Genomic DNA, 1620 nt, shown 5'->3' with positions numbered 1-1620 from the left:
GTGCGCAATATGCGTTTCTCTCGGGTTTCGCCTTCCTGTTGCCGCGGCTGCTCTCGGGCGCTGGCGGCGCGATGGCGGTGCGGATCGGCTATGACGGCTTCTTCATCCTCTCGGGCGCGCTGAGCCTTGCCGCGATCCTCTTCCTGCCGCTGCTCGCACGCATCAGGCCGAGGCACGACGACGCATGATCGATCAGGCCTTCGCCCCCGCCGCAGCGGCGGTCGCCGACGGCCATATCCCCGGCGCCACGTTGGGAATCGTCGCGGCCGACGGCCGACGCTGGGCGACGACAGCGGGTATGGCGGCGCTCGTCCCCGAGCCCGAACCGCTGACGGAGGAGCACTGGTTCGATCTCGCCTCGGTGAGCAAGGTGATCGCCACCACCATGATGATCCTGCGGCTCGCCGAAGAAGGCCGGATCGATCTTGACGGGCCACTCACCGATGCGATCCCCGATCTGCGCCAATATGATATCGCGGGCGCGGCTGAGCGGAGGCTGACTTTTCGCGACTGCCTGACGCACCGGACCTTCCTCCCCGCAGTCGAACCGATCTACACCTATGGCGACGATCCGGCGCGATTGCGCGCCTTCGTTCTCCAGCGCGAATGGAAGCGGGGACCACCGGTCTATTCGGACATCAACTATATCCTGCTCGGCATCGCGATCGAACGGATCACCGGCGCGCCGTTGTCCGACTGGCCATTGGGCCCCGGGCTGCGCTTCGGTCCGCCCCCGGGACCGGCGGTTGCGACCGAGCATTGCCAGTGGCGCGGACGCGTTCTCAAGGGCGAGGTGCACGACGAGAACGCATTCGCGCTGGGCGGCGCGGCGGGCCATGCCGGGCTGTTCGGGACGGTTGCCGGGGTGCTCGAATTTGCGCACGGACTGCTCGATGGCAGCGGAGCTTCCGCCGCGACGCTCGAAGCGATCCGCACGCGAGCGAACGGCGATCGCACGGCCGGCTGGGAAAGACGCTTCCCCGGCTGGTCAGGCGGCGACGCCTGTTCCGATGCGACAATCGGGCATACCGGCTTCACCGGCACCGGACTGTGGGTGGATTTCGAGCGCGGGCTTGCCTGGACCCTGCTCACCAACCGTGTTCACCCCACGCGCCACCGTGACAGCGGCATCTTCACGCTGCGCCCGGCAACGGGGGATGCGGTGATCGCTGCGTGGGACGGGTAGCAGCCGCTCAATTCTCCGCTGCAATCATTTCCAGCGCCGCGTCCATCGTGCCCGTCGCGCTCCCGCCACCCGGAACATCGTTGGCGTAGATCGAGAAGATCAGCGTGCGGCCGCTCTTCGCGGTCATATAGCCCGACAGCGCGTTGGTCGCATTGAGCGTGCCTGTCTTGGCGAAAAGGCGGCGTTCGAGCGGAGTGCCGCGGAAACGCTTCGAAAGCGTGCCGTCCACGCCGGCGACGGGAAGCGTTTCGCGCCAGGCTGCGCCCCAGGGCTGGGTGGCGATCCAGCGCAGCAGGATCACCATGCCACGCGGCGCGACGCGGTTATAGGTCGACATGCCCGATCCGTCGGAGAAGTCATAGGCCGTGCGCGGCACATCCGCGCGCTCCAGCATCGCACGGACCGCTGCAACACCATCGGCGATCGAGCCCGTG

Annotated in this window: 2 protein-coding genes and 1 pseudogene; 2 read left to right on the top strand and 1 reads right to left on the bottom strand. The window is 67.6% G+C overall.

The window, feature by feature from the left end; all coding sequences use genetic code 11:
* Together VGD20_RS18205 and VGD20_RS18200 are read left to right on the top strand one after the other, a co-directional pair.
* A pseudogene (locus VGD20_RS18205) lies at positions 1-188 on the top strand (permease); the annotation flags it as partial.
* Positions 185-1186 (top strand): serine hydrolase domain-containing protein, encoded by a 1002-nt coding sequence (locus VGD20_RS18200; RefSeq protein WP_331135793.1) that lies wholly within the window; start codon positions 185-187, stop codon positions 1184-1186. The pseudogene VGD20_RS18205 and the gene VGD20_RS18200, both read left to right, overlap by 4 nt.
* Before the next feature lie 7 nt (positions 1187-1193).
* Here the strand turns inward: VGD20_RS18200 and dacB are convergent.
* A partial coding sequence (dacB, locus tag VGD20_RS18195; protein ID WP_331135792.1) for a D-alanyl-D-alanine carboxypeptidase/D-alanyl-D-alanine endopeptidase occupies positions 1194-1620 on the bottom strand: 427 nt, incomplete at its 5' end.

The organism is Sphingopyxis sp., from assembly GCF_036402335.1.
Classification (GTDB): Bacteria; Pseudomonadota; Alphaproteobacteria; order Sphingomonadales; family Sphingomonadaceae; genus Sphingopyxis.
The sequence above is the reverse complement of the archived record's forward strand: the minus strand, read 5'-3'. Positions and strand labels throughout refer to the sequence as shown.

What these genes read in the sequence shown, in the direction of transcription:
- VGD20_RS18200 (WP_331135793.1), top strand. Translation starts at nt 185, where the DNA reads ATGATCGATCAGGCCTTCGCCCCCGCCGCAGCGGCGGTCGCCGACGGC.